Here is a 25,850-nt window from a genome sequence, read left to right on the forward strand (position 1 = left end):
AAGACAGCGTGCTAACGCTTATATGGTTTCTGAGTCCTTGCTTTTCCTGAAATGTTGAGTGTTTCACGAAATAGGGGTTGCACCTCGGCATTCATCGCATCAAATTCCTTTTTAAATGCTTGGCTTTCCTCAGCGATTTGCGCTGTTCCCAATGGCCTGATACCGTCAATCAGTTCATAGTGCTTTCCGTCTTCCGTGTCTTTCGATAGTATAAGTGAGTACCGGTTCGCCAATAATCCATTGCTATCCGTGGCTTTATAAACCAGGTTTGTTCCATCCGGTAAGGTTAAGGGGATTGCGCGGCTGAAATCGGCCTTTTGTGCCGGACTTAATTCAAAACCGTTAATACGGTCCGGTATTAACACTTCTTCAGGCGAATAAGAAATAAATTCACGGGTTTCCTCATCGTATTCATAGATATACTCATATTTCTTAGACACATCGGGTGGAGCTACGGCGGTTGCCATCATAAAGCGGGCATGCAATTGTTGGCCATCGATGAGTGCCTGTATAGTGTCATCTCCACGAGCAAACGGGAGCCTGGGTTTGTGATAAACGGGATGAACACGAATAAATGCCTGTCCATCGCGATCCCGGTGCAATGATAATTTAGCATCCATTTGTGCGATATTCATGCCATTGGATGAGAGATCGTGCAAACGCATCAGGGAAGTTCGGCGGCCTGACAGCAGTACATACAAGTCCTCGGGTTCTATCTTTAGATCACCGTATTGATCATACAATCCCAGGGACCTCATTTCAGAGTCGCTTAATTCATAAAGCGCGAAAGAGTTACGCATAAAAAACAATTAGAATTGAAAAACCGCTTGAATGCGGCTAAAGCGAACCAAGGAGAACAAACGGCAAGTACAATCTTATCTTCCGCCAAATTTTCGTAGCTGCGGTTTTTCTTCCTGTTCCTCATCTTTTTCCTCGTCACTGTTAAGCGATAACACATTGTCTTCTTCAATTTCCTCAACCTCATCGGAATTGATTTCCACGATCTTCATTTGGTTGTCGCGGATAGTGCCGGCGATTTGTTCCTGGAGGCGGGCAGATTCGGCTTTCAGTTCGGCCAGTTCTTCTTCCTTATCGAAGGTCCGGCCCATGATCTTGGTCAGTACGGCCTTTTCCTCGTCGGCTGTTTTCAGGTCCTTTTGGTATTTTTCCCTCAGACCGGTTACCCGGTCGATGGCGCTGATATAATAGCGCGCGGCCAGTTTCGGGTTGTCGATATTGGGATGCCCGCTGTTATACAGGTATTTGATGCCCGAGGCCGGGCTTTCGGCATACAGGCTGTTGTGGTAGCTGTATTCCATGATACCGTTTCTTTCAAGGCCTTCGCGCTGCTGGCGGAGATAGAGTTCAAAACCATACAGCGTACCGATCTGCTTATCTTCCGACTCCCCTTTCGCAGGTTTCCAGTTTTGGTAAAGGTCGATGATATGGCGGCCGATGACTTCGGGATCGGCGGAATCCAGTCCATCGATGCGGATGGGATTGTGTTTCGTGCCCTCGGCATCATGGGTCAGCAGGCTTTGATAGCTTTGCTCATCGCCGGCCAATTTTTCCAATGTACCCCGCGTTTTTTCCGTATCGCGGTCAATGGTTTCGATGCGGTAACGTGCCTTTGACACCTCTTTATAATGAGTGGATTTGGCGCCTTCCAGTACTGCGATCTTTTTATCGATACGGGTTTTGTCCAGCAGCGAGGTGTCGCCTGAAAGAATGGCGATATATTCCGCGAAGTTCATGCCGCCCTGTTCATCGAGTGAGCCTTCATCAATGGAACGCACGCTGAGCTGGCTGTTTTTGATCTGCGAAATAAAGGTCTGCTTGTTCTTCAGCAGGTTGAACTTATAGGTGTCGAGCGATTGCTCGGTCGCCAGGATACCGCGGAACACGGTATTATCAAAATGCTGCTTGGCGACCCAGTTGCCGGGACGTGCGCCTCTGCCCCCGCGCTGGTTCAGGTCTGCGGGACGCCAGGGCAGGTCCAGGTCCCACATGGCGACCACACGGTTCTGGATGTTGTTGCCGGTACCCAGCATATCTGTGCTGCCGAACATGGCGCGGATATAACCCTCGTTCATCAGGCGGAACATTTCCGGGCGTTTCTTTTCGGGCCAGTCGTGGATAAAGGAGATCTCGTGGGCCGGGATATTAAAATCCTGCACGAGCTTGTCCTTAAGCGCATTATAAATATCGAACTGGTCCTTTTTAGGTGTACCGATGTCGCAAAAGACCAGTTGTGTACCCCGCCATTCCCGGCTCTTATGATAGTATTCGTTGATGAGCCGTGCACAGGTGTTGACCTTGTTATCGGGATGATCGCTGTATTTTTCCGCATCGATGAGGCGCATATCGGCGGACATTTTCTTCGCGTAGTTGGTCGCTATGAGCATCCTTGCGTTGTCCTCTTCCTCAGTCAACGGCGCCCGGCCGATCAGGGTGGCATCGCCGGTTTTCGCAAAGGTCATCAGCCGCTGGATAAAATCCAGTTGATCAGGCGTTGGTTTCAGGTTGATGAGCCGTTCTTCGATCTGCGGACGGTCCTGCTGAATCTGCTCGGCGGTTTTGTAGTCGGTGATCTCGTTATAGAAAAGCGCCAGTTCGGGCACTTTGATGAAGTGCCGGAAGCGCTCCTTCTGGATGATCTCGTTGGTGACCGAAAATTCAAAATCGACCGTTTTCCTCGCATAGACAGCCGCCCAGGCATCAAAATTGCTGATCTGCTGGCGCTCCAGTTCGCGCGGCCGCAGGTACTTGAAGATCAGGTACATTTCGGTCAGACTGTTGGAGATCGGTGTGCCGGATAAAAAGGTTACCGCCAGGTCCTGATCGAATTTCTGCTGCAAGGAACGCACCGCGAAGAGCATATTTAATGCGCGCTGGCTGCCCTGCGGGTTTCCCAGGCCGGCGACCCGGTTATGCCGCGTGGTGAAGGTGAGGTTCTTGAACTTATGCGATTCATCCACGAAAAGATGGTCGATCCCCATCGTCTCAAAGGTGATGCCGGTATCCTGGTTGTTTTCGATGGCATAAACTGCGCCGTCCAGCTTAGCCTGAAGGTTTCGTTGCTGGATTTGAAGGCCTTTGAGCATCTTGCGGGTGATCTCCCCGCCAAGTTCCCGCGCGGTATCTAAATCGAGTTCCACGTTGTTGAGCTCGATCTGGGTGATCTCCCGAACGATCTCCGGCGCCTGCGGGATTTTGCCGAACTGGTCGTGCGTCATCACAACGCAATCCCATTGGTTGTTGGCGATCTGCCGAAAAAGCTGCTGCCTTTTGCCCGGTGAAAAATCATTTTCGCCGGGGGCCAGCACACGCGCGGCCGGATACGCTCTGCGGAAGGTATCCGCGACCTGGATGGCATTGGCTTTTAATCCTAAAATTGACGGCTTGAACACAATGCCCAGCCGCTTCATTTCCATGGCAGCAATGATCATCGTCAGCGTTTTGCCAAGCCCCACTTCGTGGTCAATCAGCGCGCCCCGGTTTTGAATGATACGCCACGCGGCGTTCTTCTGCGAATCGTAAAGCGCCGGAATACGCAGTGCCTTCAGATCCAGGCCCGGAAAGGTCAGGTGGCTGCCATCATACTCCCGCAACACATAACAGTTGTAGGTATCGTTATACTTTTTTTCCAGTGCGGATTTTTCGTAGTCAGGAAGCGCCTGCAGCCAGACCAGGAAACGTTCGCGGATGGTTTCGATCTTTTGATGCGCGGCTTGGGTGGCCTCGTTATCGGGCACTTTCACCTCAACACCATCCCTGGTCACTTTGTAGGTAAAAAATGGCGAAGTGTTTTCCAACGCATATTCCAGCAGCGTATGGCCCTTCATTTTCTGGCCGGAACGCGGCGTCACGCTGAACTCCCCGTCGGTTACCGCATTGCCGCCAGAATAGCCGACTTTGAACATATCCATCGATGGGAAATAGGCCACCTGGGTTTTCAGGCCGAACAGCGAAGTAGCGAAACGCTGATAGTAGTCCGCCGGTATCCAGCGTTCCCCAAGGTTAAAGTCCAGTAGCTCGAAAGGGATCGGTTCGGGCTGTACCCGCGTAATGGCCGCCAGGCTTCGGGCCACCTGCAGGTCATCGGGAAGCTCTTTCGTAACGGCTTCGGCCTCGGCAAGTTTCTGCACAACGTTGCCCGACAGATAATGGTCGCTGGTTTCCCAGGCCATGCCCTTAGGATTCAGGTAAATGTGTTTTTCCAGCGCGGCAACCAGTTCGCCCTCTGGCAGCCCGGTCATTTCGCAGATATAGGGCAGGTCCACTTTTCCCTTGTCATTCAGACAGCGGGCCAGCGCCTCGGCGGGGTCGTCAGTTTTGAGCGCTTCCTGCCGTGGAAATACCGGCCCGTTGAGAATATCCGAGCGCACGATGCTACCTTCCTGCTGTTTTTCCAGCGAATACAGAATTGTAAAGCCAAAGGGCGGGTCGTTCAGGATACGCGAGCGATTGAGTGTTTTGTTCAGTTCGCCATAGGTTTCCGTAAAGGCCTGATAATGTCCATTGAGCGTTGCACGTAATTCGGGTTGCTCCTTGAGCGATTGCATTTCTGTGTCAAAAAGTTCGACATAAGCATCCCGAACGGCAACGTAGGCCTTGTAAAAAGCCCGTTGCTGCTGGTCTTCAAAAGGGAAAAATTCAGCTTCGGCCTCACCCGGCGTACCGATCAGTCCGGCTTTATCACCATGTACGACGAGCGTATCCTTAACATAAAAGGGTTTAAGGTTGCGAAAACCTCTTGGTTTTTCGGCTACCAGGCCGAAGGCTGGTTCAAGGCTGCGGTCGCCTTCATAAACATAATTATATCCAAAACCCTTTAGTTTTGCGGATAGCATCCTCAGTTCGTCTGATAAGGCATTCCCGCTTAGCCATTTGGCCGATAATTTAACTTCAGCAGCATTGGAATACTGTTTATACAGATATTTTCCGGTTACTTTTGAACGGGCGGTCAGCAAAACCACCGTATCATGTTCGGGTCGGTCGGTGGTACGGATAGTACTGATAATACGGGCGGACGATGGTACTACGGCTGCTTCATCGGTATCCGATAAGTAAGCCTGTGCCTTTCCGACCGGTTGAGGTGCAGTATCAAAAAGGCCGAGCTGGGCAACAACATGGGTTTCTTTAGGAACCGGGACATCCAGAAAAGTGAACTTCTTGCTGTCTGTTTTAACCGCTTCATTGCGGCTTTCCAAATCCCCGTTTTCAAACCCTAACTGTTGCTGCAATGTCTCGAACCGTACTTTATCAAAGCGGGCATCCAGGTCATTGGCCAGTTGTTCGACCATGGCCGGAAACAGGGCTTCCATATCACCATTATGCCAAACTACCCGTGCGGGTTTGCCGTATTGATTGGTGCCTTCGGCAACTTCGTCGGCCATAATCAGTTCATGGTGACGATGGGCATAGGCATTTAAGGGGTAAATGCCATTTTCGCCGCTCTGTTCAACGGTGGACAATAACAATTCCTCTGCTTCCGTAAAACTGTCTTTGTGATCATTCTTTTGTACCATTAAGAGGTGCGTTGGTGCTTCCACATTCGCATTATCTTTCATCAGGTTGTCCGGCAGGATCAGCAGGCTGACAAAATCGGCCTGTGTGAACAGGTATTTGCGTGCCATAGCATTACCGGGGGTATTTAGAAAAGCATCTGTTGTTAGAAATGCCAGCAGGCCACCGTGACCGATCTTATCCAGCCCTTTTGCAAAAAAGTAGTTATGGATGCGATCAGTAATATTGTTGTTGTGAAATGCCTTGTCAAAAACAGAAATATTGCCGAACGGGATGTTAGAAGTGATCAGATCAAAACGGCCCTTTTCGGTAGCCGCCGTTTCTTCGAAACCTTTCACCTGGACATCTACCGGAACCGGCAAGGCCGAACAGATCGCTGCCAGCACTTTGCCCGTCAGTTCGTCTTTTTCAACAGCGGTGACATTTTGCAGGTCGGGTAACAGCCGCACCGCTTCCGTAACGAATATTCCGGCACCAGCGCTTGGTTCATAAACGCGTTTGGGTAACACGTCCCGGTCACCGAGGGCGGTATAGATCGCCCTCGGTATGAGGTCCGGGGTATAATAAGCGGTCAAAGAGCTATCCTGCAAGTCATCAAAAGCACGCTTATACCCATAACTGCTCAGTTTTTCCTGCAGCAGGGCATGCAGTTCCATGACCTGCGGGTACAGGCGCAGATCAGCTTCCGAGGCGTTCATCTTCACCCATTCTTCGCGCTCACCGGCAGGGTAAAGTACTGCCTTCAGACCGCCGAAGCCGGAATAAGCTTTAAGTGATTCGACTTCGGTGGTGCTCAGGCCCCGTTTTCCGTCCCAGTCCAAAACGATCCGCAGGGCGGCGATATTGGCGGCCAGTTTCTCACGTGCATTATAGGCCATTGCTGCCCCCTTCCTGTAAATAGTCGTCAATGGCGGTGATCACTGCGTATCGCAGCAGGCGGTTGTCGTCCGTTTCCGGCCATCCAAACTCTTTTAAGGTGATTTCGCAGGCTGCACAGATGTTGAGTAATTCATAACGCATTATCCCTGCCTCATGAAAGCGGAGCCAATGCAAGTGAAAATCCTCTTCCAAAACATCTTCCAGAAAATCGAGCGGAGATGATGGCAAGGCCGAAAAGCTATCTATACCGTCTAAATCTGCCAGGTATTCCGCTAAAGTATTTTCATCCTGCAGGCGGATATACAAGGCAGGGTCAAGCCGCACCAGCGCTTCTGCGAGGCGAATTGTAGGTTCTGCCATAATTTGTTGTAATTAGGCCCGCCTATCTTGGAAAGACATCGGCGTGAAGCAGGTCCTTATAATCAGCTTTCAGGGTCAGCGTGCGTCCCGACAACTGTTTTTCACTGAGGTCAATAGCAAATACTTTATTGCCGGGAAAGGTTAGTTTTTTAAATGCGAAGATATTCCGGTAATACTTATCAAAGGAAGGAATGTCCTGCAACACGAAAAGTGGTTTAACCTCGACCGACTGTATCGTACTGGCCTTGGTTACTTTTTTGTCCTCGATACTGAAGTGCAGCCGGTCAATCGTATAAGGCAGCCTGGTTTTATTACGAAAACCGATATCCAGAAAAATATAATCGCCAAGCGTATAGATGTGATAAAGAAAACCCTGCAGGCCAAACGCTTTTGCTTTTTCAACCGGATCATCCGGCCGCATGGCCAGCAACCGTAGCGCATTAGCTTTTAGTTCCGGCTGTGAAAGGCCAACTTCGGGATTATCCAGAGGGCGGCAATCCGATGGCTCCACGGCTATTTCAGTCTGAACTGTTCCATCGTGGTCATCGGGACAGGGTACGATGCGATACTGTGCAATAAACTTTTCACCTGTGATCGTAACAACGGCATCGTTAAATCGCGTAATGGAGTCGCGGGTATGTATGCGCAGGATGTTCGGCACCGGAAGGTCACCGGAAACAGCTTTTACGGAAATGTCCACAAAGCGGATGGGTTCAGGTGAAACAAAGTGAACGGATACGTTCTCGGGAAGGTAGACGACCGGCAGGTCGCGTTTTTTTAGCTGGGCAAAACTATGCCCTGCTGCCGAAATGAAAACAGCAAGCAATAACAAATATTTTTTCATGTTAATGGTTATTTTGAAGGGTTTGCGGATCGACCAGGTACACGTAGGTGCCGTATTTGATCTTCGCCTTGTTTTTGCGGATAGCGCCCGCAATGGCTGAGGAAGTGGACTGGAATATTTTATCCATGGAACTCATCAGCAGTTGGTTGCCGGCGCTGCCGGATTCTATGCTTACACCCTGCATGGTGTTACCGCTGAGGTCTTTAGTAAAGTCACGGAACGCCGATGCGGGAACGTACAACCCTAAAATCCCGTCCTGGTCATATACTGAAAGCTTCACCGGCAGTATCTGACCGGCTGACAGCACGGAATTGATCACAAAGGTTACCCTTTGCTGGGTAAATCCATTGACCAGGCCATAAAGTGTGCTTCCCTTAGGGATCAGGTTTTTACCGGCCCAGATATCTTCGAGCAACCGCAGCCGGATACGTGAACCGGCATAAGCGGTGACATCCTCGTCGATGATGGCAGAAATAAGCTCACTGTGCGTTTCCGGCCTGACCGTGTTAAAATCCACGACTCCTTCCGGTGCCTTACGGACCTCCAGGGCCACCGGCTGCTCTGCAAGCGCCTTAGCTTTGGCCTGTTGTTTTTGCCGTTCGGATCTGAGCGAAGGGTCATTTGCTTTCTGCATGCTGTCTACGTAGGCCATCTGCTGCTTAAAGACAGCCATTGGGTCTTTTTCCCGTTCGGTAACGCCGCTACCGGGATAATTTGCGGAAGCTGTTTTTGCTTTTCGTTGGGTGGCCAGCGCATTTAAGGCTGCGGTCACCTGCCTGTCCTGAACGGAGAACCCCTGTTTAGCGGGCGGCGCGGTCATACCTGAACTGAAACGGGCTTTCATGGCCCGGTCAATGGAATCCAATTGCATCCGTTGTTTATCGGAATAGCCCGCCGACAATTTAGTACCGGCGGTTTCGTCATTGGTTACCGGCGTCACAGCCGTCAGGCCATCGCTTTCCTTATAAGTATTCCGGAAAGCATCCAGCTTATCGGAAAGCGCGCTTTTTTTAACGTGGGCCGAAACGTCGCCCACATTGCTTTGTATTACTGCGGCCTGATTTACCGGCCCTTTTTCTTTCGTCTTTCCGTGAAATACATAAAAGAACAGGCATAAAAAGGGCAGCAATATCAACGGCACGATATAGCGCGGCTGTTTAAAATTGATTTGCATAATTAATGAATTTGATGTTGAATAGCGGCAATGGAGTCCAATGCCTGTTCAAGCCGGAGACTATCCGCAGGTGATATTTTTCCTTTCGCCAGGATGGCTTCCACTTCCTGCTTGAGGCCAAGCGTCTGTTTTAAAGCGGCGCCTGTTTCCAGTATCCGGGAAAAGCCGTCATCCAGCGGATGCGGGCTTTTGACCGGGGCCGCGTTGTGGTGAGGCGCAGCCGAACCTGAACCCGGCCCCGGCCCATGGGCGGGATGGTGAAATACCGTGAAGGACAGGGCTGCCGAAAGCACCAGCAATGCGACCATACTGCCAAAAATGGCCTTCGGATGGTTTGCGCAAAAGTACCCGAAGCTCGTTCCTGCCTGCTCGAAATAGCTGCCGAATTCCTGGCGCAGCGATTTCCAAAGTGTTTCGCCGGGATCTCTGTTAGAATGAATTCTTTTGAACATCGGAGAGGTCTTTATTTTCAAGGGTTTTCCAGCCGGTGATCAGCACACCGTGCGGGTTATTGTCGCTGCGCGGAATATCCTTCAGGTAGCCTTCGGTGATCAGGGAGCGCGTCAGCGTGGAGCTGCGGCGGTCGATCTTCAGTTTACCATAATACCGGAAATAATGCCTTGGCATATCCAGCAGAATGGAGTCGGTTTGCAGCGTCAATACCGAACTGGAGGACAGAATAGAGGTAAAAAAACCTTTTTCCTTCAGGTCGTCATATTCGCGGGCCCCGGACTCGTCGATCAGGTACATCGCTCTTTTTAGCTGGTATTCGATGTACTTGTCATCAGGCGTCAGCGAAAAGAACAGGGAATGGAAAAGGTCAACATGCGCCCGGTATTCTGCCGGCCTGTTCACTTGCATATCGGTTTGTTTGGCGAGGATCGGCACATTGTTATCCAGGATATATACGCTTCTGCGCGCATTGGCCACCTGCTCAAAGGCGAATATGGATACGATACCGCTGATGACGACGGAGCAGATGAGGCTGCCCAAAGCAACGACAGTCGCAAGCCGGATCTTGGCTTCGATATTTTTAATAAGCATGAACTATTGATTTTACAGCATGGCGCCGCCGGCTTTGCGGGCGGCCATGACCACCATCGAGGCGTTGCGGCCAAATGCTGAAGATGCTGAGCTGATCCCTGACGTGGAAATGATCCAGGTTGAGATCGATGGTACCGTGAACATACAAACGGCACCGATAAAGAAGACGACGATCACTTCGCCGAAAGACAATACGCCATTACCTGCAAATACGGCGAACTTTTCCATCAGGCCGCTTGCGCCCGGACGGAGCAGCTCCTGGTATTTGCTGATCTCCGAGGATAGCGCATATTTCTGCATTAAAGCGCAAAGGTACATGATCAGGTAAGCAATACCGGTATAGAGGTTAACAGAAACGAACCTGGCAACCCACGTTGAAAAACTATCTCTGAATGCGGGTAGAATACTGACTGCGACCGCGAATGGCCCCAATATGATCAGGATACTTGAATAGATGATCTGGATCATAAAAATTATGTAGGTCGCGATCCGCAGTATCCAGATCCCTGCCAGTTCCAATATTTGTGTCATCAGCAATTGAATACTGATCTGCAGGCGGGCTTTTAATTCCATTAAAGGGGCGACAACGGTGGAAATGCCTTCCTTGACGGTGGATGTCACGGCATCCCAGGCCTTGCCGTACCAGGTATCCGATTCTTTGGCGGCAACTTCGGTTTGTGCCTGGAAATTATACAGGGAGTCCGCCACCTGTTTCATGAGGTCGGCCCTCTGAAAACGAAGCTGGTTCACGTTATCCTGTTCCGAGGCGAACATTTGCTGCGTTTCATTGGCAACAAGGTCGGTGGGAAAAGCGACCATTTTAGCAAACCCGCCCCACCAGAGTATTACCATGGCCAGGCCGAAGGGCCTTAACAGGGGCATGATCTCTAATTTTTTATCCCCCGCCATCATTTCATAACTTTTTATAGCAAAAAAGATGATCATAAAGATAGCAGCCAGTGCCTTGGCGTCGGTGATAAAGAGGTCAAAGTTGGACCAGATAGATTCTTTTAGGCTGGTTAGAAAGGTCATCATTCCCGACTCGTAAACGCCGTCACCCTGTAAAAATTCCAGCGATTTTCCATAAGTCGTATCCTGCGCAAAACAGCAGAAGCATACCGCGCAAAGGAAAACGATCAATATTATTTTCTCTTTCATCAATATTTCCTTTCTGCCAAAACCTGCCTGGCCAGCGCTACGTCGGTGGCCGGTGTCCAGCCCGTCGTTATGACCGGTGTGCTTTTGGCGGTGGCCTGTTGACTGACCATATGAATGTTTTTCTGCGCGGTAGCCACGCGTGTTGCCCAGGTTGCTGCCAGTGTTCTGTATTCTTTCAGATAGCGGTAATACGCCATGATACGCGAGCCCCTGTCCATATCTGTTGTTCTTGCCGCCTCGATACGTTCTTTCAGCATGGCCAGTTCATTTTCATACCAGGGCAGCAAGCCTTCTGAAACCACCGCCGTCCTCACCTTTGCGGGTAAAGGCCCGAGGATCGTGGCATCCGAGTAATTCAGAACGGGCGCAAGCGCCTGGCTATAATATAGCAGCCAAAGCGGATCGGCGTCAGATAGCAGGCCGGACTGTTCGGCGATAGCAGTTAAGGCCGTGTTTCTGATCGTATCAGAATTTAGTTTATAGCTATTGTCAACCGAGTTCATCGTGCCAACGAGCGCCAGGCGCTGCGTTTGGGGGCCGGCAGCGGAAAGCGGCCGCAGGTCGGTTTTATGGTAATTCGGCTCAAACAGTCCCCAGGTCAGCCAGTAATAGGGGTTCAGGCTAAGGAAGCCTGCTTTGGGCGTGAACTTGTTCTGGTCCCATTGCAGGTAGACCATACGTTCTTCCTGGTAGCGGACACTTTCATCGCTGACCACCCGTTGGGCGCAGGCACGCAGGGCAATAAGCGGTGTAAGGATCATTAATAGGATAAATCTCATTTGTTTAAAAATTTTGCGTTTTGAATGATCTGCGCAGCGAAAGCGCGATCTTTATTGATGTAATTGGCAAATGGATTCAGCGTTTTGAGCACGCCGCGTTCCCTTGCCCAATACATGGCCTTCCAGGTTCCATAAGCCATGCCGTCCAATATTTGCAACTGCTGGACCACCTTGCGCAGCAACTGGTCGCGGCCATTGTAATCAGCAAGCACATTTCCGTCCGATTTCAGGATAAAACCGGATATATCACTAACCATGGCGGTCGCTTTTGGCCCGAAATCATTCTGAATTTTCATGGTTACCAATAGCAGCAGCGGATCATCTTTGGCCAGCATCATGCTTTCGTTGAGGTAATAGATGATGTCGGTTGTGGTACGGGAGATCTGCCTGACCATCAGGCCGTCTTTTAACACGGAATTCACATTGGCGAGGGCATTGTAGATCAGCGTCTGTGCTGCTACCACCGACGATTCATTGGCGTTAACCGTATTAACGTTATCGTTGATCTTTTTAAGATAATCCTGATGCGTACCCTCGGCCGCCATCCGAACGGCCTGGTTTTCCTGAACCACTAACAAATGCTGCGGATCAATGACCATCTCCTGTGCAAAGGCAGCGCATGAGCAAAAGCTGAAAACTAATAAAAGCAACCCTCTCATCGTTTCAGGTATTTGGCATTCGTGAGGATATCAGCGATCATGTGCTGATCCTCATAAACGAAGTCGTCAAAGGGATTGACGTGATGCAGTAAGGAAGCCAGGGTGCCGAACTGCACATTGCGTACCAGCCGGTTGCTCATATCTTCAATATTGCTGAGCTCTGTTATTACATAATCAAAGAGCAGCTTGCGGTCAGACGACTTCATTTGATTGACATCCCCGATAGAAAGAATAAGGCCTGCCAGATATCTGATGAGCATTTGGGAATGCCCGGCAAAATCGATCTCTGTCTGATAGGCCAGGGGAATTATTGCGGGGTTCTTTTGTGCCAGCTGATACAGTTCTGACTGCGAATTGATGATGCTGCTGACCATGGGTTCGGCTTCAATACCAACATTGGCGGCGGTGATTGCAGTTCCAAGCGTTGAATAACGGTTTTGCAGCGTACGGTACATATCCTTGATCTGGCCAAGCAGGGTCTTATTGGTTGTTTCCGTCGAGGTGACGGTAGCCTGTTTATCCCGCGCATTGGTTTGAAGCGTATGTTCCGACTTCGAATAGGAAACCAATTGTAAAAGCTCCGGAATATCGAGTACCTTACCCTGTCCGTAAGACAATACCGAAAGTGAAAGGCAGAAAGCTGTAAGCAGCAGATATTTTTTAAGCATAAATTTAAGGATTAAAGAATGCGGGCTGGTTCCCATACTGGTCCCATCCTTGCCGTGCCTGGCGGCTGAAGACATCAAACCGGCGTGCATCCGGGTACAACTGTTCGATCAGTCTGTAGGCAATTTCAGGCTTGCGGCTATGTTGCCTGGCGGCTTCATGAAAAACCGAAAGGAATTTACCGCGAACATGCGGTGCTACCGGCATAAATTTGCCATGGTAACACCAGATCAGGTATTCATGAGCAAAGCGAACGCTGAAGCAGGGCGCCATACCGTTGCCCTTATCCCATATCAGTCGGCAATGACGACGATAGCCACGCATTTGCAGCATGTTTTCACAGGCCAACAAAAAGCTTTCAACCGTCCAGATAAACAACGAATGCCGTTCGGCGGCGAGGCTAAAAACATCTTCGTCTAACAGCCTGAATATGGACTCGACAGACATCGTGCTATAATCCAGCTCACGGCCCTGATTAGGCCGAACCTTTCGTAAACCACCTTTGCGCATAGGCCATGGCGGATCGATCATCAAGACGCCGTAAGGTTTATCGATGCAGGTATTTGGCTTCACTGATGACAGAATTGGCGATCCGTACATCCTCACTTTGCCAGGTAGCCCATGGATTGAGCGATGCCCAGATGCCCCGCAGCTGTGCCCAATACATGGCCCGCTGCATCCCATAGGCCAGGCCGCGCAGGGCATGCATTTCGGTAACGATGTGGTTAAGTAATTTCCCGCGTTCCGAGCTATCCATCAGGTTGTCGCTTCCACCGCGTAATACATAGGCGGAGACATCTGTTGCCAATGCTACTGCCCGTTTTTCAAAATCCTGCGCTCCCTGTTGCGCGAACAGTAACAGCACGGGGTTACTGCGTGCGGTCTGAACTGCTTTATTGACATCGCTGACAATATCTGAGCCGGTTTCGGCTATATCTTTGATCGAATACAGGTTATTGATCACCGATGCCACTTCAGACAATCCTTTGTAGATCTTATTCTGCAAATTATTAACGATGACCAGCTGGCCGCTTACGGCAAGCTGCGCGGTTTGTATGGCTGTTAGTTTATTGTTGGTATTATTCAGCTGGCTGTTAATGATGGCGCTGTTGGCCAGCATGGCGCCGGACGTTGCGGGGTCAACCACCAGTTCCTGGGCATGTAGTGCCAGGGATAGCATCAGCCCAGTGATTAAACAAAGGAATGTTTTCATATTAAAAGCGTTATTGGTTTATTGTGCAGGTTGATCTTTTGCACGAAGTCACCCGGAGCCACGCCGCTGTGTTCCAAATCTGAAAGAAATGCCTCCAGCGCTGCGGGGTAAGAGCCATAATGATGAACATAGATCTGCACGGCGTTTTTTTCCGGTTTTTCTGTGGTATAAACGTAATACTGATGACGGCTTACCTCTACGCCGTAAACCTCGCCGGTGGAACCGCGCCGGATATAGACCTCGTTAAATCTGGCGCGTCCGTCTTTATTATCCAGCTGATTGATGGTGAATATCTTTCGCTGTTCAGTTGGTGAAATGGAGAGCACTTTGGCGATCTCGCCGTAATTATCCCGGAATTTTCTTTGGTCAAGCAGGATAACGGTATCCGAGTTATTGATGATGCTGTCCTTTACCACCGGATTACTGATAATATCGGAGAGTTCCTGCGTTACCTCTATGACCTCGCCCCAGAATTTCCGCACGGTCTTGTTCAGATAAAGCAAAAATGAACTCATGATCGGAGACATGAGCGCCCGCCAGGCTTCTTCAAGGATCAGCACTTTGCGCTGGTTCTTACGATTGCGCATCTTCTGGATGAAAACATCCATAATGATCAGCGTCACGATGGGCAGCAATACGGCGTTATCCTGAAGGGCATCGATTTCATACACGACGAAGGGCTCATTTAGCAGCGACTGGTCGCCCGCCTCGTTAAGGATACTTTCGTATTCCCCTCCCCGGTAAAACTTTTTGAGCACATAGCGAAACTCGTCCAGATCGAACGGAATCCGTTCCTCGCTTTTGATCTCGGGTATTTTGTTTAGCGCGAACTCGTAAAAACTATTAAATGAAAGATCAATGTCAGCGTCATCCGAAAAGGCGATCGCATAATACCCGCTTACGGTAGCCGTCAGTACATCCCGCTCAATAGTGGAAACAGAACCTCCGGCACCTTTCCAGAGCAACGCGATCAGGGTCACCAGGTTATCCTTTTTTTCCAGGTTATACTCGTCTTCGGTGATCAGGAACGGATTCATCGTTATCGGCCTTTCGTCCGACCAGGTGATATATTTTCCGCCGTAGTAAGCGCAAAGACCTGAGTAGGAATGCCCGACATCCACGATCACGACATCCACATTAAAAAGCAGATATTGCTCCACTAACGAGTTCATAAAGAATGACTTACCAGAACCGCTGGGACCTAACACGAACTTGTTCCTGTTATTGATGCGCCCGGTGCGCATCGGCAGATCGGCGGGGTCTATCGCCACCGGGATACCTTTTCGGTCGGTTAACCGGATGCGAAAGGATGAGGGTTCATCTTCCATCGGACGCTCCTTGAAAAAAAGGCAAAGCGCGGCATCACTGGTGGTCAGAAACCAATCGTAATTCTTCAATTCAACGCCGTTTCCCGGCATCGCTGCCCGGAACAATTCCAGTTGGTTATAAGCATTCTGGTTGGGAATGATGCCTAATTGGAACAAAGCGCTTTCAATAAAATTTGCCGAGCGCTGGATATCGGCAGCAGGTGCGGACAGGATAATACTGTAATGGACATTCACGAGCAGCTGACCGTTACGCGCGACATCTTTGAGCAGCTGATCGATATCTTCTACACAAAGTAAATTTGCAGGGTCAGGAATACCCGAATGCCGCTTGCGCTTGACTTCCAGTTTATTGAGCAATGCCTGTTGTCCGGGGATTTCGATGACCTGGTTATAAAGGATGGCCTCAAAGGCCGGCACGCTGTTCAAAAAGGAAAGCATATCCACCGGAAAGCCACGCACCGCTTCGTTCTCATTAAGCTCGGTGAACGTTCCGATCTCAGAAGGCATATCTACGTTTTCACTGTTCACCAATGGAATGCAGCGGATGGAACGGTCGCCCATCAATATTTCAGTGTCCGTTGGTTTGAAGTTGTTCAGTGAAAATGGTGCGTTGCCAAAGCGCATGGCGAGCACTCTCCGGATAAGGCCGCTGATCTGAGCTTCGCTTAAAATAACGGGTTCGCATTTGGCGGCCTTTAATACATCGGTAACTTTGTTAACAGACGTGCGGAAATCCCGCAGTTGTTTGGGGTCGTAAATATAAAAGCGACCTTTTTTAACTTGCCTGGTCAGCGTCAGGTAAGTATCGATCCGCAGTGCTGCACGGCCCTGAAAATGCGCATTGAACTTTTGTTGCAGGTATTCAGTTGCGGGCGGCGGATCGAATGGGGCCTTGTGTATGATATCCTGTTTTTGCAGCAGATAACCATCGCCAAGTATTTTGATGATGCCGGTCAGCAGGTTCTGAAATTCATCGTAGTCGCCCGCCGCCGCCGAATGCTGGATAATGGGATTTTTCATCGCGATCACCACGGAAAATTCACCGCTTGCACCGTACAGGATATCGAAGTCTTTACCGGCGTCTACGCCGATATAAGGCGTTTCAAACTTCCGGGCGTTCATAGATCAAAGGGGTAACGATAAAGATGCCCTTGTGCCGCGTCTTGTTGTACAAGCCTTTTTTCTGGCGTGAGGCGATATAGACCAGGCCGCCGACAATGCAGCCGATCAGGACGACCGTGCCGAGCCACATATTGATCACGGCCATCGTGACGGAACCCAAAACGAGGCCCGTAAGTACGGCGCCGATGCCCCAATAAATGAATTTGCCACGGAAGCCTTTGTAAATAAGGGGCCGCGAGAGCCCCTTATAAACTGTAAATTTTCGTGCTGTCATAAACCGAAAAAGGCTTTGATGATCAGCGATGAGAGAACTAAAAAGAGACAAGAACCACCCCAACCCATTAACTCCTTGTTAATGTCTTGGTCACCGCTGTTCCATTTTGAATAGACGCGAATACCGCCGACAATGCCGACGATCCCGCCGATAACAAGCGTGATATCGGTCACCGGGTCTACATAGGTTTTCAGGTTTGAAGTAGCGGCGTTAAGGCCGTTAACACCGCTTTGGGCAAATACGAAGATTGGGCTGACGATAAACGCCAGTACCCAGACCAGCTTGCGCTGAATGTTTTTAAGCATGAAAAAAGCATAAAAAGGATTTTTTGAAGCCGGCTTAAAGATGTCGTGCGGCTAACATGGAAAATGATGGTTTTAAATACCGAAAACGGCCTGACAGAACGCACCGAGTAAAACCATAAACAAGGCGGAAAAGAACCAGGCAGCCACTTCAGCCGTGAAGCGCTCGCGGCCCATTTGCAGATTGTGGTAAATACGCACGGCACCGATAATGCCCAGAATGGCGGCTATGACGAGCGACAGATCGCGGGCTGAAAAGAAGGACTGCGCCAGGTCTGAACGGGCCTCCTGCATTTCGGTAATACCCGGCTGGCAAATCGCGGCGGCAGGTATAAACAGGAGCAATACCAGCAGCTTCTTCATTTAGAAGGTCACCGACTGGTTGTAAGCGATCAGCTCTAATTTTGCAAGCTGAAAAAGGTCTTTCACCCTCACCCCGCCAAGGGCCGATGTCGCCACTTCGGTATTCCCTTTTTTGGCTGGTTCCGCTTTTTTTCTTCCTGTACTTCGGGTGCAACCTGTAGCGGCGCTACCGCCTCCTCAAAATGAAGTTCCGGGACGGCCTCTTTGCCGCCCTGCTGTTTCCTGCGCAGGACATCCCAGGCGATATTGAGTAAATAATAAAACGCATACAGCGCGGTTAACCAGGAAATAAATTTGATCCAGGTCATAAAGTCATGTTTTGAATGAATTGTTTAATGATCGCTTTGAGTTCGGGGTTTCCCTCGAATAGCTGTTTGACGGCAAAGGCTACCAGGCGCGTAACATCGACTCCCGTCGCCATTTTAAAATGATTGAGTGTTTTTACCGTTTTTTCATCGAACCGGACGTGTACCAGGCTCTTATGGTTCGAATTGTCATAGGCCCTGATCAGCTGAAGAATTTCCGCTTCTTCGTTTTTTGTTTTTTTAACCTTTAAACCCTTTGGCTGCTCCCGGGACTCGGCTGGCGGCTGCGCGATACGGTTACGTATCTCATCAGCCAATGAGGTGATCTTTGTCATCGCTTTAGCTGTTTGCGTTCACCGTAATTTTTTCCTCAATCACGCTGTAGATCTGGTCAAAGACCGGGATAATGACCGGAATAACAGGCAGCGGTGTCATAAAGGTGGTAACCCGCTGAAAATCGATCCTGTCCGGGATCATCGGCGCCAGGACGCCGAGTTTGGATAATTGCTTGTTTACTTCCTGCATCGTCTCGTAGCGTACATTCGCTTTTACCCGGTTGGGAATGAATATGATCGGGATATCCGCGTTGAGCTTACGAAGTACGATAGCGAACAGCACGGTAGAATCGAAGCTGAATTCATCATAAGAAAAAGGGCAAATGAGCAGGTCTGCTGAACCAAAAACCGGCAAGAGTCCATCATCATCCAGCTTTCCCGGCAGGTCGATGATGACCGCTTCGTTCGGGGTTTGCATGATGGCGCTTTGTAATACCGGGTAATGCGCCAGTTGTGCGGCGACCACGTCATATGGCGGTTTATTTTCCAGTACTTTTGCTTTTTCAAACTTTTGCGCGATGGACTGCTGATAATCCATATCGATCAGCGTTAATTTCTGATGTTTGACCATGGTCAGGTAGTTGGCAAGCAAAAGCGCAAGCGTGCTTTTTCCGCACCCGCCTTTCTGATTGCCGATAAGAATGTTCATAAAATTAAGTTTTAAGTTAACGGGTGTTGGTGCGCGCTTTTTTCTGCCTGCGCCTGCGTGGGCCGTGGATCTGCTGATCATCCACGTCGTTCGTGAGATAAGGCCGGAAATAGGTCAGGTGACTGTTCTTTGCATGATGGTCAGCCGCTTCGCCGGTAGTTCTATCCGGAGATAACCCTGTAGAAACTTCTGTATCCGGGCTGGCCAGTATTGCCAGTTTGATGATCTCACTGCCTTTGAAAACCCGCTGCTGGAGGTGATCAATGACAGTGTACCCATAAGGCGGCTTATCGCCGGAAGCGTGGTAGATCAGTTCAATACCGAATTCATTCCTGAGAAAATCACCCAGGTCAGAACGATAAGTACCCGTTTGGGATGTTCTTCCACCCGGAAGATGGAGTGTTGCACGCTCAGGAACAGGGTTGTAAACGGCCTTGTATTTATTAAAGATCGCTTTCCATTGAATTGCCTGGCGTTTATCGGGCATAAAGGCCGCAAGACGTTCTTCAACACGTTTCCCACTGACCGCAAAAAGCTGGCGTCCATATTTATAGAGTAAAAACTGACCTTCCTTTTCATGGATTTGATAGCCCATGCCTTCCAGCAACAGGAGCACCTGCGCTTTAGTGGAACACTGGTATTGCAGTGCTTTGCCTGCATCCAATTGCGCCTGATGCGCCTCGTCCATTTGCAGCAAACGGTTAAGCTGGTTAACTGCACGTTTATGTTCAAAGGCGCTGTCGATCTTTTTGCCCTGCCGGTCAACCCGCGTGGTGACCATGTGCACATGGGACTGGTCGGTGTCCCGGTGATGTACCAATAGGTAAGGCTGATCTTTGTAGCCCATCTGGTCCAGCCATTGGCCGGCAAGCTTTGCCAGCTTATCTTTATCAAAGGAATGATCAGGCGCTGAGATCATGGCATGAAACTGCGGAAGCCTTACATTGCGATTGAGGCCGGATAATGCTTCCAGGTAATTCCGGTAATCTTCCGGCCGTACTTCGCGCAGCTGCCGTAGCGCTCCAAAACCCGATACTTTCATTAAAGTCGCCTGTCCCTTGGCGATCTTATCAAAATTATAGGTGATCGCTTTGAAAGTTGCAGCAGCACGGAAAATTTTAACGATCATAGCAGAGATGAGCTAAATACCAAGCGAACCAAATCGCTACCGATCAGGTGAACAATGTAATCTTGTAATAGACTAACCACTAAACCGGATATCGCTGGAACAACAAAACAGCAGACCAGTCTAACTATTCAGCTCCAGAGCAATCGAACAACCTAACATGCTAATTTCCGATCATTATCTCTATCAAGCATTAGATCCCGGTAATCAAATAACCCTGTATCAACTCAACTAAGCAGCAATCCAACTTAAGATCAGGCTAACAAGGTAATCCTGAAACAACTGAACCAGGCAGCAATCCAGTTTAAGATCGGGCTAACAAAGTAATCCTAAAGCAAATGAACAAAGCAGCTAACGCGCAAATGATCAAAATATCGGGATACGATGATATTTCGTAGCTGTGAAGCAACGGCGCCATGTAACAGTCGATCACGGTATCAAAGACCTGATCAGTTTCCGGAATAACAAGGCAAGTTCCATCTGTTCATTTTCATGACGGCCAAGAAGGCGGAGATATTCATCAATGACCGGAGGAGATAAAAGTCCCCGTTTTTGCAAACGGTTCGCATAACGCGCCAGCTGATTGATATTGTTCCCGCTTCTTGATAATTCGAGGCTGACAGCATCCAGCCGTTTCATCAGCGCTGCGGCATTTACCGCAATGCCTTTACCCTCATATAACAATTTCCGCCTGACCAATTCCGTCTTTTTTAAACCAAGTTCTTTTTCCAAAGCTTCGACCTGCCGGTATTCTGCTTCCGTGAACCGGACATCGATCTTAAAGGATCGCTTGTCATCGCCTGCCGGCGGCCTGCCGCCCTTGTTCCTGGTCATAAGCAAAGAAATTGAGTTGCGAAATTTCTTCCCCCGGCATCAGCCGGGCAAGATTCTTTTTGGCCGACCGGAAATCCCGAAGGGTTTCCGTCGGACAAAAAGACATCTTGCAGGGTAAAAAACAAGAGGGCCCCTGCATTAATAAATGGCACATTTTCAAGAAAAAGAACCCTCAACGCACAAAAGGTATTTCGATGTTTTTAAAGATGTCTATGGGCTTTTGTGCTTCGTAGGCAGCGCGCGCTTCAGTGCGGCGCTTTTCACTGTAATCGTGATGCCCGTTGAATGCCGGTGTACCATCGCTTGCATAGGGCAATTCTATGATAAACTGTCGCAGTGACTGGTGCCCTTCAGGGGTATGGTCAAAATAAACCGAGATCGCCGGGTACCGCATGGCCATCTTTATAGCGGCAGGCAGCAGGCTATAGCTGTTGATCATTAACGCGCTGTCGGTCAGTTCCGGATGATCGTGTTTCCAGCTTAAGTAATCAAAGATATCCTTGAACACGCAAAGGCGACGGCTATCGCCCGTCAATAGGGTAAGCCCTTTGTTGCCGAGGCAACCCTTGAAATATTTATTGCGTACCTGCCAGCTGCCGGAATCATTTCGATGCCCCGCAGCAAAAAACTGTCTGGGCTGCAGCTTGGCATGGACGCTATGATAATGAACTTCCTGCAAAATGCCCTGCGCTTCTTCCCATATCCCGCGCTTCTCCAGAAATAACTGGATCGATGGTGTTTTGCCGAGTTCGCAAACCTTGTCTACATGGTAATAGGGTTGAATTAAAGCTTTATGCCGCTTACGGCGGGATGGTTTCATTAGCGTGACCGCTGCAGGAACAGCCTGCTCCATCATTTCACGAAGTTTGCCGCACACATCCCTGATTTCAAGTCCGGGCCAGAAGGCCAAGCCAAAATCGATCACGTTGCCGCCTTTGCCCGTGCCTTTATCATACCAAACGCCCAGGGTGTCATTCACGCAGAGGGACGGTTTTTTACCGTCCTGGTGAAGAACGCTGCGATAAACGGTTTCCCGCCCGGAATTATGGGCGGGCTGATAGCCAAGGCGGGCAAGCAGTCCGGTGATCGATACCTGTTCGCGGATGACCGCAGGATTCATAGTTGTTTCCATCATGTTTGAATTATAGTTGACGCCAGATTTCCAGGCCTCTGACGATAGCCTCTATCTCTATCCGGTCAATGCGCCAGGCGGCGGAATGATTGCCGTCGCTGCGTATGCTTAACTCGCCTTTTGCCAGCATTTGGTCAATGTTTCGCCGGCCGTAACGGCGGTAGGCCTCGCGTTTCTTCAGGTAAGGCGGCAGCTTGCCGGTGCGGGTGAGCGCGATAATAGCCCCGAGTTCGGCGGCCTCGCGGACGATGGTCCGCAATTGTTGGGTAGTCAGGGGGATTTCCATAAGCGGTGCAATAAAAAAGGGGGCCACCAGGGCCCCCTTCAAGACAAATTCGGGACATACTCACGTCGTATTCTACAATACGGGCCTCTCAGCCTGCCCGGGCGCTTTCAGCATGTTGCGGCTTTACGCTCACCTTCGCCCGATTTCCGCTTTTCAGGCGGATAATGCGTCGTCCCCAGATGTCAAATAACGTCCGTCACCTTTCTGCCACCGGCAGGTAGGTCAGCCGGTTGCTGGCGGCACTTACGGCTTCCAGTGCAGAGCGGCTGATTGTCGTCCCTTGAGGGGTGATAAGCCTTTCGGCGATCCAGCGGTCCACACAGGTGCGACCGTAGCGCCGGTAGGCTTCCGACCTGCTGAGCGTTTCAGGGAGCAGGCGTTCCGTCGCCAGTACCTCATTGGCACCGGCGACCGCAGCCGCTGTAAACAATCCGATCAGTTCGTTTGGTTCCATAGCCTCGGGATGACAGGACAAAGGTTGCCGGACGGTGAATTTTTCTTTCAAGAGGCACTACAGGGGGCACCAACGATTTTTTTACCATGACACGTAATAAATTGAAAATCAGATCAATATTTCAAATTATTGCACCAAATAATGTGATAGTTGAGAGGGAAAACAGGATATATGTATGATGTTCGCTTGTTATTAACATCAGACAATACGCATAAATGACGTTTAAAGGGAGGGTGATGTCATTACGAAATGGGCGATAGCGTGGTTGGTGATCTTATGTTTATGCCCAGCGAGAGGATATTTGTTCGACTTCGATATATGCTTTGATAGTCAGTCATTTACGAGGATCGTAAATGACTTTTTTTTCGACAAAGCTCTTGCATTTACTTAGCAATTTATCAAAAGCGTCAATCAATAAAAAAGAAACAGGCTGCGCAATTGGCAATAACAAACGCCGGGTTTACTAAAATCAAGTTAGTAGGAAAAAGTTTCACCAGGGAATCATCCAGGATCTCAGGAGAGTTGGCACTACAGGAGAAGAGGGCATTGGTAAATTGTTATTTTCACACTCACCGGTTTTTCGGCACTTTTGGTGGTAAGGAAAATAATTACATCAATTTTGATATGATTTACGCTGAAATAGTACTTCTTGGATAGCGTAGCTCAGTATGACCACCAAAAGTGTCGAATAACTTTTAGTTGACCCGCTTTTTTCATTTTAAATGAGATTGATGGATTTTTCGGCAACAGGATTAAGAGATGAATCAGATTATCGGTGATTCGCATTTGTACAGCGATTTAATTTTTTATTTTTAATAAAAATTAATAGCGCCTTATGGAAAATAAAGCTCCTTTAAAAGCCATCCGTCAACAAAAAAAAGGCTCCCGCATCAAACGCGCTTTAATTTGGTTGTTTTCCTCCCTGATCGTTATTATTATCCTGGTTTTTCTGGCCTTTAAACTTTCACCCTGGCCGTCGGTATTATTGATCAGGCATTACCTCCCGGACGAGGGGCCAAAAACAGCGGAAGCGCTGAAAAAGCATATCCCCGGCGGGATATCCTCAGTATTGGAGCAGCAATATGACCGTATAGATAAAGATGCATTCCTTGACGTATACTACCCGTCAGCCATATCGGGTACAGATCAGGTATTGCCGGTTATTGTGTGGGTACATGGCGGTGGATGGATCGGAGGCAGCAAGGAAGGTATGGCCGGCTATTGCAAAATACTGGCGGGCAAAGGCTATACGGTGGTAGCGGTAGATTATTCGCTTGCTCCAGGGAAACATTATCCAACGCCGGTTAAGCAGGTGAATGCTGCATTGGCTTATCTGCGGCTAAATGCCAAACGCTTGCACATCGATGCCGCTCACTTTATCCTTGCAGGCGATTCGGGCGGAGCAAGCATTGCGGCACAATTAGGCAATATCACAAGCAATAGCGGTTATGCGCATTTGATGGGGATAGTCCCGGCCATTAGCCGCGCTGAACTTTCAGGTCTTATTTTATATTGCGGGCCGTATGATGTAGGGATGGTCGATCTGAACGGAAAGAGCGCATTCCTCCTGAATACTTTACTATGGGCCTACAATGGCAAAAAGGATTTTATAAACGACCCGTTTTTTAAGACCCTCTCGGTCGTTAACTATCTGAACAGTGATTTTCCTCCCTGTTTCATTTCAGTTGGTAACGGTGATCCTTTAAAAGCACATTCAGAAGCCTTAGCCAGAAAGCTTGCATTGCTCCATGTGAAAGTAGATACGCTCTTTTATCCACCAAACTATATACCTAATTTGCCTCATGAGTATCAGTTTAACCTGGATATCGATGCGGGAAAAAAAGCATTGGAGCGGTCCCTTCACTTTTTAAGCGATCTTAATATGACAAACGGAAAATAACCCCTGTTATCAACTGGTCTCATTAAAAGCGAAAAAAGCGTCTCACTAATGGGTTCTCCGATACTTTTTTTTACTTATTTAAAGGCTATATGTTTGTCAATTAACAGGTTCATGCAAAAACCTTAAAGTCCGGGTTGTCGTATTTTTTAGGTAATCAATGGGTTTCGTTTGTATTTGCATTTTGGCGGATATGCGGGTCGTACGGTCTATTCAAGGTAGCTCCCCGGCTTTAATTTAAATTGCGATATTCTAAAGGTGTTTGCCCAACCTGTTTTTTAAATAACCTTGCAAAATGCTGCGGATATTTAAAGCCTAATTCACTGGCTATTTGATTTACCGTTTTGTCGCCCTCGAACATTTTTTCTTTAGCAAGATCAATCAGTTTGAATTGAATATATTCCTGTGCAGTTTTGCCAGTCTCCTTTTTAATCAGATCGCCAAAATAATTAGCGGATAAATTTAACGTATCTGCACAATAAGCCACCGATGGAAGCCCGATGGCTTGGGGCTTTTCAGAGGCAAAATAGTTATTCAGCAAATTGTCGAACTTCTCTATGATTCCCTGAAGTGCATGTTCACGGGTGATAAACTGCCTGTCGTAGAAACGGATACAATAGTCTAAAAACAGCTCGATGTTGGATACGATCAACTTTTTGCTATGCTTGTCAATAGCACGTTCTAACTCATAATCAATCTTTGAAAAGCAGTCCAGTACAATGCTTCTTTCTTTTTCTGATAGATGAAGCGCTTCGTTGGACTGGTAACCGAAAAAGTTATAATCATGGATATGTTTCCCAAGTGATGTGCCATGGATCAGATCTGCGTCAAAAGCAAGTACATAGCCTTTTGGCTGGTAATATTCGCCATTGCCGTTGACACCTGCTACCTGCCCCGGGGCCATAAAAACCAGCGTACCTTCCTGATAATCGTAAGTATCTCTGCCATATACCAGGTCCCCACATTTTACATCTTTTAAAAACACAACGTAAAACCCAAAATACATCTTCGATCCCTGGCGCGGAGCGGCTTTTGATAAATCCACCACGCTGATCAGCGGGTGTTTTGTTTCGTTGTTGTTGAAAGCGTTGTACTCACTTATGGTATTGAACCGTAGCATATCATCCATGGCACTATT

At 49.0% G+C, this 25,850-nt stretch carries 27 protein-coding genes; 1 reads left to right on the forward strand and 26 read right to left on the reverse strand.

The genetic code is table 11. The features are described from left to right. Positions 1–11 precede the first annotated feature (11 nt). From CKK33_RS16985 to CKK33_RS17110, 25 genes are all read right to left on the reverse strand, one after another. On the reverse strand, positions 12–800 hold the full coding sequence (locus tag CKK33_RS16985; protein ID WP_095705253.1) for a DUF4099 domain-containing protein: 789 nt from the start codon (positions 798–800) through the stop codon (positions 12–14). A 75-nt stretch (positions 801–875) separates the two neighbouring features. Then, complete coding sequence (locus CKK33_RS16990; RefSeq protein ID WP_095705254.1) at positions 876–6,407, reverse strand: helicase-related protein; 5,532 nt, start codon at positions 6,405–6,407, stop codon at positions 876–878. Continuing rightward, positions 6,397–6,768, reverse strand: a complete 372-nt coding sequence (locus CKK33_RS16995) for a hypothetical protein (protein ID WP_095705255.1) — start codon at positions 6,766–6,768, stop codon at positions 6,397–6,399. The genes CKK33_RS16990 and CKK33_RS16995 overlap by 11 nt, the downstream gene beginning before the upstream one ends. Before the next feature lie 22 nt (positions 6,769–6,790). Beyond that, a complete protein-coding gene (locus CKK33_RS17000) occupies positions 6,791–7,612 on the reverse strand; it encodes a DUF4138 domain-containing protein (protein ID WP_095705256.1) in 822 nt (273 codons plus the stop codon). A 1-nt stretch (position 7,613) separates the two neighbouring features. Then, the gene (locus tag CKK33_RS17005; RefSeq protein WP_095705257.1) at positions 7,614–8,786 is read right to left on the reverse strand and encodes a conjugative transposon protein TraM; all 1,173 of its coding nucleotides are present in this window, start codon (positions 8,784–8,786) and stop codon (positions 7,614–7,616) included. A 2-nt stretch (positions 8,787–8,788) separates the two neighbouring features. Then, complete coding sequence (locus CKK33_RS17010; protein WP_095705258.1) at positions 8,789–9,238, reverse strand: hypothetical protein; 450 nt, start codon at positions 9,236–9,238, stop codon at positions 8,789–8,791. Then, positions 9,216–9,830, reverse strand: coding sequence for a conjugative transposon protein TraK (gene traK, locus CKK33_RS17015; protein WP_095705259.1), 615 nt, complete (start codon positions 9,828–9,830; stop codon positions 9,216–9,218). The genes CKK33_RS17010 and traK overlap by 23 nt, the downstream gene beginning before the upstream one ends. 12 nt (positions 9,831–9,842) lie before the next feature. Further along, a complete protein-coding gene (locus tag CKK33_RS17020) occupies positions 9,843–10,988 on the reverse strand; it encodes a plasmid transfer protein (RefSeq protein WP_095705260.1) in 1,146 nt (381 codons plus the stop codon). Further along, positions 10,988–11,767 (reverse strand): hypothetical protein, encoded by a 780-nt coding sequence (locus CKK33_RS17025; RefSeq protein WP_095705261.1) that lies wholly within the window; start codon positions 11,765–11,767, stop codon positions 10,988–10,990. The genes CKK33_RS17020 and CKK33_RS17025 overlap by 1 nt, the downstream gene beginning before the upstream one ends. Then, entirely contained in the window at positions 11,764–12,426 is a 663-nt protein-coding gene (locus CKK33_RS17030; RefSeq protein ID WP_095705262.1) for a hypothetical protein, read from the reverse strand. Before CKK33_RS17030 ends, CKK33_RS17025 begins: the two co-directional genes overlap by 4 nt. Beyond that, entirely contained in the window at positions 12,423–13,184 is a 762-nt protein-coding gene (locus CKK33_RS17035; protein ID WP_233138248.1) for a hypothetical protein, read from the reverse strand. Before CKK33_RS17035 ends, CKK33_RS17030 begins: the two co-directional genes overlap by 4 nt. After that, on the reverse strand, positions 13,099–13,623 hold the full coding sequence (locus CKK33_RS17040; RefSeq protein WP_158223465.1) for an MT-A70 family methyltransferase: 525 nt from the start codon (positions 13,621–13,623) through the stop codon (positions 13,099–13,101). The genes CKK33_RS17035 and CKK33_RS17040 overlap by 86 nt, the downstream gene beginning before the upstream one ends. 16 nt (positions 13,624–13,639) lie before the next feature. Then, complete coding sequence (locus CKK33_RS17045) at positions 13,640–14,305, reverse strand: hypothetical protein (RefSeq protein ID WP_095705265.1); 666 nt, start codon at positions 14,303–14,305, stop codon at positions 13,640–13,642. After that, complete coding sequence (locus tag CKK33_RS17050) at positions 14,302–16,755, reverse strand: TraG family conjugative transposon ATPase (protein WP_095705266.1); 2,454 nt, start codon at positions 16,753–16,755, stop codon at positions 14,302–14,304. The genes CKK33_RS17045 and CKK33_RS17050 overlap by 4 nt, the downstream gene beginning before the upstream one ends. Next, positions 16,736–17,029, reverse strand: a complete 294-nt coding sequence (locus CKK33_RS17055) for a plasmid transfer protein (protein WP_095705267.1) — start codon at positions 17,027–17,029, stop codon at positions 16,736–16,738. Before CKK33_RS17055 ends, CKK33_RS17050 begins: the two co-directional genes overlap by 20 nt. Next, entirely contained in the window at positions 17,026–17,334 is a 309-nt protein-coding gene (locus tag CKK33_RS17060; protein WP_095705268.1) for a DUF4134 domain-containing protein, read from the reverse strand. Before CKK33_RS17060 ends, CKK33_RS17055 begins: the two co-directional genes overlap by 4 nt. 72 nt (positions 17,335–17,406) lie before the next feature. After that, the gene (locus tag CKK33_RS17065) at positions 17,407–17,694 is read right to left on the reverse strand and encodes a DUF4134 domain-containing protein (protein WP_095705269.1); all 288 of its coding nucleotides are present in this window, start codon (positions 17,692–17,694) and stop codon (positions 17,407–17,409) included. Between the two features lie 68 nt (positions 17,695–17,762). Further along, complete coding sequence (locus CKK33_RS17070; protein WP_095705270.1) at positions 17,763–18,002, reverse strand: hypothetical protein; 240 nt, start codon at positions 18,000–18,002, stop codon at positions 17,763–17,765. Beyond that, complete coding sequence (locus CKK33_RS17075) at positions 17,999–18,334, reverse strand: hypothetical protein (protein ID WP_095705271.1); 336 nt, start codon at positions 18,332–18,334, stop codon at positions 17,999–18,001. Before CKK33_RS17075 ends, CKK33_RS17070 begins: the two co-directional genes overlap by 4 nt. Before the next feature lie 4 nt (positions 18,335–18,338). Next, on the reverse strand, positions 18,339–19,064 hold the full coding sequence (locus CKK33_RS17080) for a ParA family protein (RefSeq protein ID WP_233138249.1): 726 nt from the start codon (positions 19,062–19,064) through the stop codon (positions 18,339–18,341). Further along, the gene (locus tag CKK33_RS17085) at positions 19,000–20,112 is read right to left on the reverse strand and encodes a relaxase/mobilization nuclease domain-containing protein (protein WP_095705273.1); all 1,113 of its coding nucleotides are present in this window, start codon (positions 20,110–20,112) and stop codon (positions 19,000–19,002) included. The genes CKK33_RS17080 and CKK33_RS17085 overlap by 65 nt, the downstream gene beginning before the upstream one ends. 426 nt (positions 20,113–20,538) lie before the next feature. Further along, complete coding sequence (mobC, locus tag CKK33_RS17090) at positions 20,539–20,943, reverse strand: plasmid mobilization relaxosome protein MobC (protein ID WP_095705274.1); 405 nt, start codon at positions 20,941–20,943, stop codon at positions 20,539–20,541. Between the two features lie 172 nt (positions 20,944–21,115). Beyond that, the gene (locus CKK33_RS17100) at positions 21,116–22,075 is read right to left on the reverse strand and encodes a hypothetical protein (protein ID WP_233138250.1); all 960 of its coding nucleotides are present in this window, start codon (positions 22,073–22,075) and stop codon (positions 21,116–21,118) included. A 10-nt stretch (positions 22,076–22,085) separates the two neighbouring features. Next, positions 22,086–22,361, reverse strand: coding sequence for a hypothetical protein (locus CKK33_RS17105; protein ID WP_095705896.1), 276 nt, complete (start codon positions 22,359–22,361; stop codon positions 22,086–22,088). Positions 22,362–22,557: 196 nt separating this feature from the next. Further along, complete coding sequence (locus tag CKK33_RS17110; RefSeq protein ID WP_095705277.1) at positions 22,558–22,815, reverse strand: hypothetical protein; 258 nt, start codon at positions 22,813–22,815, stop codon at positions 22,558–22,560. Between the two features lie 835 nt (positions 22,816–23,650). On the opposite strand from CKK33_RS17110, the gene CKK33_RS17115 reads away from it, so the two are divergent. After that, positions 23,651–24,715, forward strand: a complete 1,065-nt coding sequence (locus tag CKK33_RS17115) for an alpha/beta hydrolase (RefSeq protein WP_095705278.1) — start codon at positions 23,651–23,653, stop codon at positions 24,713–24,715. Positions 24,716–24,944: 229 nt separating this feature from the next. Here the strand turns inward: CKK33_RS17115 and CKK33_RS17120 are convergent, their stop codons facing one another. Next, positions 24,945–25,841, reverse strand: coding sequence for an AraC family transcriptional regulator (locus CKK33_RS17120; RefSeq protein ID WP_095705279.1), 897 nt, complete (start codon positions 25,839–25,841; stop codon positions 24,945–24,947). Between the last annotated feature and the right edge of the window lie 9 nt (positions 25,842–25,850).

Source organism: Mucilaginibacter sp. MD40, from assembly GCF_002288635.1.
Taxonomy (GTDB): Bacteria; Bacteroidota; Bacteroidia; order Sphingobacteriales; family Sphingobacteriaceae; genus Mucilaginibacter.